The 12026-nt window shown below is 71.0% G+C and carries 7 protein-coding genes; 3 read left to right on the top strand and 4 right to left on the bottom strand.

Features of this window, described 5'->3' with window-relative positions:
- Window positions 1-3 precede the first annotated feature (3 nt).
- Window positions 4-1584, bottom strand: coding sequence for an alkaline phosphatase D family protein (locus tag Prum_RS27300; RefSeq protein WP_173079079.1), 1581 nt, complete (start codon window positions 1582-1584; stop codon window positions 4-6).
- 118 nt (window positions 1585-1702) lie between these two features.
- Here Prum_RS27300 and Prum_RS27295 point away from each other — a divergent pair, with 118 nt between their 5' ends.
- The 3 genes from Prum_RS27295 to Prum_RS27285 are packed head-to-tail and all read left to right on the top strand — an operon-like array spanning window position 1703 to window position 6610.
- Window positions 1703-2758, top strand: a complete 1056-nt coding sequence (locus tag Prum_RS27295; RefSeq protein WP_173079078.1) for a hypothetical protein — start codon at window positions 1703-1705, stop codon at window positions 2756-2758.
- On the top strand, window positions 2755-4374 hold the full coding sequence (locus Prum_RS27290; RefSeq protein ID WP_173079077.1) for a substrate-binding domain-containing protein: 1620 nt from the start codon (window positions 2755-2757) through the stop codon (window positions 4372-4374). The genes Prum_RS27295 and Prum_RS27290 overlap by 4 nt, the downstream gene beginning before the upstream one ends.
- Before the next feature lie 40 nt (window positions 4375-4414).
- The gene (locus Prum_RS27285) at window positions 4415-6610 is read left to right on the top strand and encodes an esterase-like activity of phytase family protein (RefSeq protein ID WP_246278122.1); all 2196 of its coding nucleotides are present in this window, start codon (window positions 4415-4417) and stop codon (window positions 6608-6610) included.
- Window positions 6611-7070: 460 nt separating this feature from the next.
- Here the strand turns inward: Prum_RS27285 and Prum_RS27280 are convergent, their stop codons facing one another.
- The 3 genes from Prum_RS27280 to Prum_RS27270 are packed head-to-tail and all read right to left on the bottom strand — an operon-like array spanning window position 7071 to window position 11934.
- Complete coding sequence (locus Prum_RS27280; protein WP_173079076.1) at window positions 7071-7586, bottom strand: FHA domain-containing protein; 516 nt, start codon at window positions 7584-7586, stop codon at window positions 7071-7073.
- Between the two features lie 41 nt (window positions 7587-7627).
- Entirely contained in the window at window positions 7628-9817 is a 2190-nt protein-coding gene (locus Prum_RS51940; protein WP_246278121.1) for a DUF6055 domain-containing protein, read from the bottom strand.
- An 8-nt stretch (window positions 9818-9825) separates the two neighbouring features.
- A complete protein-coding gene (locus Prum_RS27270) occupies window positions 9826-11934 on the bottom strand; it encodes an MMPL family transporter (protein WP_173079075.1) in 2109 nt (702 codons plus the stop codon).
- Between the last annotated feature and the right edge of the window lie 92 nt (window positions 11935-12026).

The raw sequence follows: 12026 nt of genomic DNA, 5'->3' as shown, positions 1-12026 counted from the left end.
AGGTCAGGCCGCGACCACCCCCGGGCGGCCGGCTTCGACCGCGAACGAGGCCGCCGTGCGCACCGGCGCCTCGCGTACGTCGATGGTGTCGACCACGCGGACGTCGGTACGCCAGGAGCCGCGCTCGACGTCGCACCGCAGGTATCCCCGCTTGAGCCCGTCGAAGTAGCGCACGTGCGGGTTCAGCAGCGGGTTGGCCTGCTTGATCGGCGCGTCGAACGCGAGCGGGAAGTCGGAGCTGATCGACGTACCCACGAATTCGGCCGCGACCACCGGCGAGGCCGGGTCGTCGAAGTTGAGCTTGAGGTCGCTGATCCAGGTGGAGTGGATGTCGCCGGCGAGGACCACCGGGTTGGCCACCTGCGCCTCGTGCAGCAGCCCGAGCAGCCGGTCGCGTTGCGGCATGTAGCCGTCCCACTGGTCCAGGTTGACGATCGTGGGCGGCACGGGTCCACCGGGATTGGGGAATCGGGTCCTGCTCATCATCACCTGCTGGGCGATCACGTTCCAGCGGGCGGGCGAGTGGGTCAGGCCGTGCGCCAGCCACTGCTCCTGGGCGTCGCCGGTGAGGGTGCCGGTGGTGTTGTTCCGCCCGAACGGTTCGGGGCCGAGGTCGACCGGGCCGGGCTGGTCGGTCCGGTACTGCCGGGTGTCGAGGACGTTCACCCGGGCCAGTAGGCCGAAGTCGAAGCGGCGGTAGATCCGCATCCCGTCGCTGCCGGGGCGCAGGTGGGCGCGGATCGGCATGTGCTCGTAGTACGCCTGGTAGGCGGCCGCCCGCTGCCGGGCGAACTCCTCGGCCGTCTGGTGCGCCGCTCCGGAGTCGAGCTCGTCGACGAAGCCGGCGTAGTTGTTTTCGGTCTCGTGGTCGTCCCACGTGACCACCCAGGCGCCGGCGGCGTGCGCGGCGCGCAGGGCCGGATCGCTCTTGTACTGCGCGTGCCGATTGCGGTAATCGTCCAATGTGCGCAGTTGGTCCAGGCCAAGCGTCGCCGGCGTGGTGTGTGACCGGTCCGGAAATCGACTGTCCGGGTCGTACTCGTAGATGTAGTCGCCGAGGTGGAAGACGACGTCGAAATCTTCATCGGCGAGCCCCCAGTACGCGGGCCAATAGCCATTTTGCATGTCCTGACAGCTCGCGACGCCGAAGCGGAGCCGGTGCGGCCGGGCGAAACGGTGCGGGGCCGTCCGGGTACGCCCCACCGGGCTGACGTGTCCGTGCGCCCGGAACCGGTAGAAGTATTCGTGTCCGGGCTCGAGCCCGCGCGCGTCCACGTGTACGGAATGCGCCAGTTCGGGCCGCGCCCAGGCGGTGCCGGAACGCACCACCCGCCGGAACCGCTCATCCCGCGCCACCTGCCAGCCCACCTGCACCGGGCGGGTGTTGCCCATCAGTCGGGTCCAGAGGACCACCGCGTCGGGAAGCGGATCACCGCTGGCCACCCCGAGGAGGAACGGCGCCGCCGTGTCGGCCGCCCGCGCCGGTCCCCCAATCGCCAGCGTCGACGCGCCCGCCACCGCGGCGGCGCCGGTCAGTATTTGACGCCTATTGATCGTGAGCCCGTTCCGGTTTGGGATCTCCATCGGGCAACTATTTCGGCAACGGCACGACCAGCACAACAGCTCTTGTCGAAATATCCGTTCACCCACTATTCACCTTCCGTGCACTGTAAGCGACCTGGACCGCACCCACCATCGGGCCGTGAGACGCCGCCCCTGGACCATCCTGGTAACCGCCGTCGTCCTGGCCGCGATCGGCGCCGGGCTCGGCTGGTACCTCGGCGCCGACCATCTGGACCCGGTCCGCGGCGTGGTCGGTTCGGAGAAGGCGCCGTTCTTCGCCGACCGCCGGGTCCAGGAGGCGTTCGCCCGGCACGGGCTCCGGGTGGAGACCGACCCGCGCGGTTCGCGGGAGATGGCCACGACCGTCCCGTTGGGACGGTACGACTTCGCGTTCCCCGGCAGCGAGCAGGCGGCCGATCGGGTACGGCAGGCGCGCCCGGCCACCGGTTCCTACGCGCCGTTCCGATCGCCGCTGGCGGTCGCGACGTTCACCCCGGTCGCCGACCTGCTGGCCGCGCAGGGGGTGGCGCGGCGGGCGCCGGAGGGCCACTGGGTGCTCGACCTGACCAAGCTCCTCGAACTGGCGCACCAGGACAAGCGCTGGGACCAACTGCCGGGCAACGTGGCCTACCCGGCCCGCCGGGACATCCTGCTGACCACCACGCATCCGGGCGACTCCAACTCCGCCGCCGTCTACGCATGGCTCGCCCTCATGCGCCTGGGCGGTGGTGCGGGCGCGGTCGAACAGGTGGTCAAGCTCTTCGCCGACCAGGGCGGCCTGGAGAGGTCCACAGAGGATCCCTTCGAGAAGTACCTCGCACAGGGCCTCAACTACGCCCCGCTGGTGCTCGCCTACGAGGCCCAGTACGTCGATGCGGCGCTGTCCGGCACGCTGCCGCTGGGCGCCACCCTGGTCTACCTCTCCCCCACCACGAGCAGCACGCACACGGTGGTCGCCTTCGACGGCCGCGGCGGCGAGGTCGGCCGGCTGCTGACCACCGACCCGGAGCTCGTCCGGCTCGCCGCCGAGCACGGCTTCCGCACAGCCGACGAGTCGGTCTTCGCACCGGTGCTGGCGCGGGTGCCGGCCGGCGGCGCGGCGCTGCCCACCCACCTGACCGACCTCGTCGATTCCCCCGACCCGGGGGTCGTCGAGTCCCTCCTCACCACCCTCAATCAACGATTGCGATCATGAAGAAGACTCTTGCTCTCGCGGTGGTGCTGGCGCTGGCGGCCGGCTGCACCGGCAAGCCCGAGCCGAACGCCTCCGAAGGCCCGTTCAAGCGGGGTTCAGGCACGCTGCGGGTGCTGGCCGGCAGCGAGCTGACCGACCTCCAGCCGATCCTGGAGGAGGCGAAGGCCGCCACCGGCGTCACCGTCAAGCTCACCGAGATCGGCACGCTGGACGGCATCGAGCGGGTGGCCGCCGGCACCGCCGGGCGCGACCAGGACGCGATCTGGTTCTCCAGCAACCGCTACCTGGAGCTGCACCCGGACGCCGCCGGGCGGATCGACGTGAGCACCAAGGTGGCGAACTCCCCCGTCGTACTCGGGCTGCGCGCCTCGGTCGCCAAGCAGCTCGGCTGGGACAAGCACCGTCCTACGTGGAGCGAGATCGCGACGGCCGCCGGCGAGGGCCGGTTCACGTACGGCATGACGAATCCCGCCGCCTCCAACTCCGGCTACTCCGCGCTGGTCAGCGTCGCCGCCGCGCTGGCCGGCACCGGCCGGGCGCTGACCACCAACGAGATCACCGCGCTGACCCCACGGCTCCAGTCCTTCTTCGCCGGGCAGTCGCTGACGGCGGGCTCGTCCGGCTGGCTCGCCGACGCGTACGTCAAGCGGCAGGCCGGCGACGCCCCGGTGGACGGCCTCATCAACTACGAGTCCGTCCTGCTGTCGGTCAACGCGGGCAAGCGCCTGCCGGAGCCGCTGACCGTGGTCTATCCGGCGGACGGCGTCGTGACCGCCGACTACCCGCTGACGCTGCTGGCCGGCGCCTCCGAACAGGCGCGCACCAACTACGCTGCGGTCGCCGACTTCCTGCGCCGGCCGTCCACCCAGCGAAAGCTCATGGAGTCGACGTTCCGCCGGCCGGCCGTACCCGGAATCACGCTCGCGAAGGCGTTCGGCCCGGCGGATGGCGGTTTGGTCGAGCTGCCGTTCCCGTCGCGGTACGAGGCGGCGACGGCGCTCGTGACCGGATTCGGCGACACGCTGCGCAAGCCGGCCCGCACCATCTACCTGCTCGACGTGTCCGGCTCGATGAAGGGCGCCCGCATCAAGGGCTTGCAGACCGCCCTACTTGGACTGTCCGGTGCGGACACGTCACTGTCCGGTTCGCTGACCCGCTTCAACGGACGGGAGCAGGTGATCATGCTGCCGTTCAGCACGACGCCGAAGGCGCCACGCCGCTTCGACCTGCCGGAGACCGGCAGGCAGGCGGTGACGGGCCAGATCCGCGGGTACGTCCGCGGGCTGGCCGCGAGCGGCGACACCGCCATCTACGAGGCGCTCGTCCGCGGCCTGGATCTGGCCCGCCAACTGGACGCCGCCGACCCGGGCCGCTTCACGTCGGTGGTGTTGCTGACCGACGGTGAGCGGACGGTCGGCCGTACCCTGGCGGGTTTCCGCTCCTGGCACGCCAAGCTGCCTGCGAAGATCAAGGCGATCCCGGTCTTCACGGTGCTCTTCGGCGAGAGCCACGTGGGCGAGATGACCCAGATCGCGACGCTGTCCGGCGGCCGGACGTTCGACGCGCGCAGCGGTTCCCTGACCGGCGTCTTCAAGGAGATTCGCGGGTACCAGTGATGTTCACGCGGCGTTCGGGCAGGCATGTTTGCATCGGGCCGTGAACCTCACGAAAGCGATGAGAGCCGCCACGGTCGCGGCCGTCACGATCTCGATCCTTCCGGCGATTCCAGCGTCCGCAGCATCGACGCCAGGGGCGTTTTGCTCCCCGGACGCGTCACTGCTCGGCTTCTCCGACGCCCTCGACAAGACCACCTTCGCGGGTACGCCGGTGGCCGGACTGTCCGCGCTGGCGCTCACCGGCCCGTCACGGGCCCTCGCGCTCGTCGACAACATCGGCACGACTCCCGCCCGGATCTACGACGTGGACCTGCGCAAGACCCAGGTCCGCGGCGTCACGCTCCTCACCCGGCCGGACGGCACCCCGTACACCGGTGCCGACTTCGACGGCGAGGGCCTGATCGCGGAGCGCGGCGGCACCGTGCTGGCCAGCTCGGAACGCGAGCCGTCGATCCGGCGCTTCCGCCTCTCCGACGGCCGCGAGATCGCCAGCCTCCCGGTGCCCGCGCGCTTCGCGGTCACCCCCGCCGGCGAGGCCGCCGTCAACCAGACCTTCGAGGCGCTCACCGCCACCCCGGACCACCGCCGGCTCTACGCCGGGATGGAGGGGCCGCTGTCCGCGGACGGCCGCGACGCCGAGGGCCGTGGCCTGCAACGCATCATCCGGTACGACGGCCGCGAGGGCTCCGGGTACGCGCCGATCGCCCAGTACGCCTACCGGACCGATCCCGCCCTGGGTCTGGTGGAGTTGGTGGCGCTCGGGGACGACCAGTTCCTCTCCGTGGAGCGCGGCTTCACCGCCGGCGTCGGCAACACGGTCCGCGTCTACCGCGTCTCGGCGACCGGCGCCCCCGACGTCTCCGGCATCGCCTCGCTGTCCACTGTGACCGATCCGCGTTCGTGGCTCGGCAAGGAACTGCTCGTCGACATCGCCAACTGCCCGCCCTCCGGGGCCACCGCCAAGCAGCCGCAGCCGAACCCGTTGCTGGACAACATCGAGGGCGCGGCGCTCGGCGGTCCGCTGCCCGGTGGGCGCCGCCTGCTCTACCTGCTGTCCGACGACAACGGCAGCGCCACCCAGATCACCCGCGTGTACCGGCTGTCCGTCAAGCTGCGCCCTGAGCCGACGCTCAAGAGCCGGGCGCTGCTGTCGGCCACCGCGTACCAGCCGGGGCCGGTGTCCGGCACGCAGCTCGCGCCAACCACCGTCAACGGGATCACGCCGCCATTCCCGGGCCAGCCGATCCCGGGCTTCTCGGCCATCATCCGGGACAAGGCCGGACGCCTGCTCGCCATGCCCGACAACGGCTTCGGCGCGAAGACCAACTCGGCCGACTTCCTGCTCCGGGCATACACCGTGGAGCCTCGGTACGACAGCCACGAGGTGGCGGTGCGCGGGTTCATCAGCTTCCGCGACCCGGACCACAAGGTGCCTTTCCCGATCGTCAACGAAAACACCACCGACCGGCTGCTGACCGGGGCCGACCTCGACATCGAGTCGCTGGCCCGGGACGCGCGCGGTGACCTGTGGATCGGCGACGAGTTCGGGCCGTACCTGATCCGCACCGACAAGACAGGCAAGGTGCTGCAGGCCCCGATCCCGTTGCCCGACGGTGGAAAGTCGCCGCAGTCGCCGGACCTCGCCCCCGGCGAGACCCCGACCGTGCCGGCCAGCCGCGGCTTCGAGGCGATGGCCACCAGCCCGGACGGGAAGACGCTCTACCCCATCCTGGAGGGCGCCCGGACCGACGACGCCGATCAGCGGCGCCGCATCGTGTACGAGTTCAGCGTGCCCGCCAACCGCTACACCGGCCGCACCTGGTCGTTCCGCGTCGACGACCCGTCCCTCGTGGTCGGTGACGCCGCGGTGCTCGACGGCCGGCGGCTGCTGCTGATCGAGCGGGACAACGCGATGGGCCCGCAGACGCGGGTGAAGAAGCTCGTGGTCACCGACCTCGACGCGGTGGGCGCGGACGGCTACCTGCCCCGGCGTACGGCCGCGGACCTGATGCGCATCGCCGACCCGGACGGCGTCTCCACCCCGGCCCGCCCCGGCGAGTACGGCGTGGGCCCGCTGTTCTCGTTCCCGCTGCAGTCGGTGGAGACGGTCCTGCCGCTCGGTGGCGACAAGGTCCTGGTGGCCAACGACAACAACTTCCCCGGCAACGACGGCCGCATCCCCGGCAAGCCCGACGACACCGAACTAATCGTCCTCCAAATCCCCACCCTGCGCTAACCCACCCCATCACCAGGCCCCGCGGGCCTCCGCGGGGCCTCCTCGGGGCCTCCTCGGGGCTTCTTCGTCGATCAAGGGCATATGGTCGTGGTTCGATCTCCAATCCACGACCAAATGCCCTTGATCGACGCGAAAGTCCTTGATCGACGGTGCCCGGGCCCGACGGCCCGCGGCCCGCGAGGGCCCGCTCCCGGTACGGCGACGAGCAGCGTGGCGCCCGCGTCGCGGTGACCCGTGAGTAGGGGACCCCTCCTGGGTCGCCGGAGCACCCAGCAGGGCCCCCTGTTGGAGCTCGCCCACCCCGCGCCCGCAGCCCTCCTGCGCCGATCAAGGGAAAGCCCGTCGATCAAGGGCAAACGGCCGTGGATCGGAGATCAAAGCACGACCATTTGCCCTTGATCGACGGGAAGAAGGGGGCGCAAGGAGCGACGGGGAAGAAGGGGGGCAAAAGGGCGACGGGTTAGGAGACGATGCGGAGGCGTTGTAGGCCCAGGTCTAGGACGTCGCCGGGGCGTAGCGGGGTCTGGACCTGGAGCCGCCAGCCGTTGACCCGGGTGCCGTTGGTCGAGCCGAGGTCGACCACCATCCATTGGCCGTCCACCGAGGTCAGCATGGCGTGCCGGCGGGACACGGAATCATCGGTCAGCCGCAGGTCACAATGGGTGTCCCGACCGATCACGTAAAAGCCCGGGGCCGGCGGCAGCCGTAGGTCGATCGGTGCCGCCGCCCGCGGGCCGACGATGCTCTCCCACCAGCGCTGGATCGCCACGTCCGCGCGTGCCCAGAACCCGCGCGGCGGCAGGTCGCCGACCACCGCGTCGAGCTCACCGCGGCGGCGGGCGTCGAGCGCCATGCGCACCCGGCTGACGAAGGTGATCTCCGACAGCCGCCCCTCGCGGGCACTGCTACGCAGGGCCCGGATGGCCCGGAGCCGGTCGCGGTGCGATGCCCGCAACTGCTCCGGGTCCGGTGTCATGTCGAACATTATCGACGCTGACGCCCGCCGCGCCTACCCCACTAACGCGCCGTGCAGGTCGGGGTGGGGTTGGTGTTGGCGCTGGTGTACGACGCGATGAAGCCGAACGTCGTCGTCGCGTTGGCCCCGAGCGAGCCGTTGTACGCGGCGTTCTGCGCGCTGACGCTGGCGCCGCTGCTGGTCAGGGTCGTCCCCCAGGACTGGGAGATGGTCTGGCCGTTGGCGTACGTCCAGGTCACCGTCCAGCCGGTGATGGCCGCGGTGCCGGCCCGCACCGTCACCTCACCCTGGAAGCCGCCCTGCCACGAGCCGACCACGGCGTACGTGGCGGTGCAGGTCCGGCCGCCGGTGCCACCGGTTGGCGACGCGGTGGGCGACACCGAGGGAGACGGTGACGTGCCCGGGGTGGGCGAGGCCGAGGGGGTCGGCGACACCGTGGGCGTCGGCGTCGGAACCACCCCGTCCAGCGCGAGTTCGGTGCTGCTGAACGTGCCGTGCGCGGGGTTCACGTCCGCCTCGGCCCCACCACCGTCACAGCCCCGGCTGGGGTTGAACAGCAGGTACGTCCCGGCGGAGCAGTTGGCGCCGGTCGGTCCGGCCGGCGGTTCGGCGTCGCCGCCGACGATGGCGCTGCCGCCGATGGTGGCTCCACCTTGGACGATCGCGTTGCCGCGGACGATCGCGTTGCCGGTGACGGTGCCGCCGTTGACCCAGGCGAGGTCCTCGATGCGGGCGTTTCCGGTGACGCTGCCGCTGTAGACGGCGGCACGCGGGCCGACGTACGCGGTGGAGGCCACGTTGGCGTTGCCGGCGACCCAGCCACCACCGTTGGCGTGCCAGCGCCCGCCGTTGGTGGCCGCCGGCTTCTGGTACCCGGCCTGGTGCCCGTCCGGGATCGCCCCGGAGACGCGGAACTCGTACGGGTAGCGGCGGTTCTTCGGCCAGCCGTCGAGGAACGCGTACTTCGGCACCGTGTTCGGCGTGCCCGTCACGACGAGGTACACCTCGTTCTCGCCGGGCTGGAGCTGGAAGCTGATCTGCCCGTCGGTGCCTTGGGACAGCGGGCTGTACCGCGGGGTGCTGCCGTTGCGCACCGCCACGAGCCCGTACGTCCAGCCGGTGGCCCCGGTCTCGGCGTGGCCCTTGAGGTGCAGCCGGACCAGCGCCCCGTCGCTGTCGGGCACCATCTTGACCTTGTTGTACCCGTAGTCCGAGGGCGCCATCGCGTCCGAGATGCGGTAGTGGCGCAGCGACGCGTTGACCGCCTCGACCGGCACCCCCTTGTACGCGTTGAGGAAGCCCGCGCCGTACACGTTGTTGATGAACGGCATGAAGTCGGCCCGGTTGCTGTAGTCCCAGGTGACGTTGTGCTGGGCGTACTCACCGATCCGCCGGTTGAGCTCGGCCTGGGTGATGCCGGTGATCCGCCGGTACACCTCGAGCGGGTGCTCGGTGTTGCGGGCCTCGTTCCAGATCCGGTTGAACATCTCGATGCCGTCGCGGTCCTTGATGTATTGCAGGAGCATCCAGGCGCCATAGTGGTGCCGCGACGAGGAGTAGTAGAGGTTCTCGGTACGCAGCCAGCGGGTCAGGTCGCCGGCGGCCGTCCGCGGGTACACCTGCATCGCCATGAACTCGGCGCTGGCCTCCCAGAACGTGCCCGCCGAGGCGTGCGTGAAACCCATCCCGGAGCGGCCGAGGAACGTGTAGTTCTGGAACACGTGGCCCAGTTCGTGTGCCAGCCCCCACGAGCCGGGCTGCGCGGCGCCGGGCGCCACGTTGATGACCCCGACCGTGCCGTCCACCGAGCCGCCGGTCGCCCAGGCGTCCAGCGCGGTCCGGTTCCACGTCCGCGTGATGATCACAACGATCTTGTACTGGGACAGCAGGCCGGTCTCCGGCGTGAACCGCATCGTGTTCACGTAGTACGAGTACAGGGTCTCCAGCTGGCTGAGGATGTTGTCCGGGTCGAAGCGGAACTCGGTCGGCGCGGTCAGCGGGTTGGTGCCGGACTTCTCCCCCCATAGCAGGATGAAGTTGGCCGACTCCTTGGTCCGGTCCTGCGCCCAGGGCACCTCGCCGGTGCTCTGCCAGCGGCTGGGGATGTAGAGGGTCTTGGCGGCGGCCTGGGCCGGCGGTACCAGCTCCGGGACCACGACGGGTGCGGCGCCCAGCCCGAGAAGGGCGAGCGCGACGACCACGCGGCGACGCCACCCTGTCCGGTGACTCATGGCACTCCTCAGATGTCGACAACAGGAGCCCCGGATCCAGGCCCGGACAGGAAGGGGCAGTGAACATGCTCGATGGGAGCGCTCCCGATGTCAAGTGAGAGCAAGGGGCCACCACACCCGGGGCCTACGTGGAGGACCAGGGCGGGGATCAGGAGGCTGCGGATCAGGAAGGTGTCCAGCAGGATGCCGGCCGCCACGATCACGCCGGTCTGCACGGACGGCACCAGCGGCAGCACGCCCAGCGCCGCGAACGTGGCCGCCAGCACCAGCCCGGCGCTGGTGATCACGCCGCCGGTGACCGTCAGCGCGCGCAGCATGCCCGGCTCGTGGCCCACCTGGCGGACCTCCTCCCGCGCCCGGGTCATCAGGAAGATCGTGTAGTCCACGCCGAGCGCGACCAGGAAGAGGAACGTCTGCAGCGGCAGGCCGTAGAAGAGCTTGGTGTAGCCCATCGCGTCCAGCACGAACCCGGCCGCTCCCATGGCCGCCGCGTACGACAGCACCACGCTCCCGATCAGCAGCAGCGGCGCGACCAGGGCCCGCAGCAGCACCACCAGGATCAGGAAGACCACGCCCAGGATCAGCGGGATCACCACCAGGTTGTCGCGATTGGCGGCGCGCTGGGTGTCCAGCTCGGTCGCCGTGTCGCCGCCGACCACGGCCTGGGCGCCGGGCACCGCGTGCACCGCGGCGCGCAGCCGGTCCACCGTGTCCTTCGCCGCGTCGCTGTCTGGCGCGTCAGTCAGGACCGCGTCGATCCGCACCCACGCTCCGTCCGCCGACAGCCGCGGCGCCGGTACGTCGGCGATGCCCGCGGCGCCCCGTGCCGCCGCGACCACCTGATCCGACGTACCGGCCGTCGCGAGGATCAGCGCCGGCGAAGCCGCGCCATCCGGGAAGTGCCGCTCGATCAGTCGCTGCCCGGTGACCGAGCCGACCTCCTTGGTGAACGTCTCCGACGCCGGCAGGCCCAGGCTCAGGTTGCCGATGCCGAGGGTCAGCGCGACCAAGGCGACCGCCGTTCCGATCCAGACCAGGCGGGGGCGCCGGCCAACGCCGCCGGCCACCTTCGCCCACACACCGTGGTCCTCCGCGACGTCGTGCCCGACCGCCGACTCCGTGTAGCGCGGCACGAACGGCCAGAAGAGCCACCGTCCACACAGGACGAGAATGGCGGGCAGCAGCGTGGTCATGGCCAGGAACGCGGCCGCGATGCCCACGGCGCCTACCGGGCCGAGGCTGCGGGTGGAGTTGAGGTCGGCGGCGAGCAGGCAGAGCAGGCCGATCGCCACGGTGGCCGCCGAGGCGAGGATCGCCGGGAACGAGCGGCGCAGCGCGACCGCCATCGCCCGGTGCCGGTCGCGGTGCCGGCGCAGTTCCTCGCGGTACCGGGCGATGAGCAGCAGCGCGTAGTCCACGCCGACCCCGAAGACGAGCACGGTGAGCACGCTCTGGCCCTGGAAGTCCACGGTGAGGCCGGCGTGCCTGGCGAGCAGGTAAACCACGGCGCTCGCCACCTGGCTGGCCACGCCCACGCAGATCAGCGGGATCAGCCACAGCACCGGGCTGCGGTAGGTGAACAGCAGCAACAGCGCCACCACCCCGGCGGTGACCAGCACCAGCGTGAGGTCCATGCCACCGAACGCGTCGAAGAGGTCGTGCTCGGCGCCCGCGGACCCGGTCAGGGCGGTGCGCAGGCCGGCGGGTGGCGCGTTCGCCAGCCGATCCTTGATATCACCGGCCGCGTCCGACTGCTGATCCTTGTCACCGGCCAGCGGGAAGGACACCAACAGGGCCTGACCGTCCGCGCTGGCAACCGGGGTTGGCACGGAACCGCCCTCGGCGTACTCGGAAAAGACCGTGCGGTCCGCCTCCACCTTGACCCGGTCGGCGGGCGTGAGCCCGCCCTCGCGGGCGTAGACCGCGACCGCGACGAGCCGGTCGGAGCCCGGGAAGGCCGCCTTGGCGCGCTCGTACGCCGCGGTGGCCTCGGCGCTCTGCGGCAGCCAGGCCACGGCGTCGTCGGTGACCACGTCGGCGAGCTTGACGGCCATCGGGCCGACGACGGACGCGAGCCCGATCCACAGTGCTAACACCAGAAACTTCAAAGCCCTCATGCCCTGGAATCCTTCGGCCGGCCGGACCGAAGAACACGGGTCGCAGACCCCCGACCGGGGTGGGCCTAGCCCTACCGGCAACGGCCACCGAC

It is taken from the genome of Phytohabitans rumicis, from assembly GCF_011764445.1.
GTDB lineage: Bacteria > Actinomycetota > Actinomycetes > Mycobacteriales > Micromonosporaceae > Phytohabitans > Phytohabitans rumicis.
The sequence above is the reverse complement of the archived record's forward strand: the minus strand, read 5'-3'. Positions and strand labels throughout refer to the sequence as shown.

Bases quoted from the DNA above. Each gene is read 5' to 3' on its own strand.
- Prum_RS27300 (WP_173079079.1), bottom strand. From the start codon at position 1,584: ATGGAGATCCCAAACCGGAACGGGCTCACGATCAATAGGCGTCAAATA.
- Prum_RS27290 (WP_173079077.1), top strand. From the start codon at position 2,755: ATGAAGAAGACTCTTGCTCTCGCGGTGGTGCTGGCGCTGGCGGCCGGC.
- Prum_RS27280 (WP_173079076.1), bottom strand. From the start codon at position 7,586: ATGACACCGGACCCGGAGCAGTTGCGGGCATCGCACCGCGACCGGCTC.
- Prum_RS51940 (WP_246278121.1), bottom strand. From the start codon at position 9,817: ATGAGTCACCGGACAGGGTGGCGTCGCCGCGTGGTCGTCGCGCTCGCC.
- Prum_RS27270 (WP_173079075.1), bottom strand. From the start codon at position 11,934: ATGAGGGCTTTGAAGTTTCTGGTGTTAGCACTGTGGATCGGGCTCGCG.